Source organism: Massilia eburnea, assembly GCF_009720745.1.
GTDB classification, from domain to species: Bacteria; Pseudomonadota; Gammaproteobacteria; order Burkholderiales; family Burkholderiaceae_D; genus Rugamonas; species Rugamonas eburnea.
Window position 1 is genome coordinate 1 of record NZ_WNKX01000100.1, and the last position, 255, is coordinate 255.

1 rRNA gene is annotated in these 255 nt (G+C 53.3%); it reads right to left on the reverse strand.

Going from position 1 to position 255, the window contains the following annotated elements:
• Positions 1–255 (reverse strand): 23S ribosomal RNA (locus tag GM658_RS28735); the annotation flags it as partial.

A 255-nucleotide genomic window follows, 5' to 3' on the forward strand; every position in this document is an offset into this window, starting at 1 on the left:
TCGGGTCTACACCCAGCGACTGGCGCCCTGTTCGGACTCGATTTCTCTACGGCTCCCCTATCTGGTTAACCTCGCCACTGAATGTAAGTCGCTGACCCATTATACAAAAGGTACGCCGTCACCCCTTACGAGGCTCCGACTGTTTGTATGCACACGGTTTCAGGATCTATTTCACTCCCCTCCCGGGGTTCTTTTCGCCTTTCCCTCACGGTACTGGTTCACTATCGGTCGATTACGAGTATTTAGCCTTGGAGG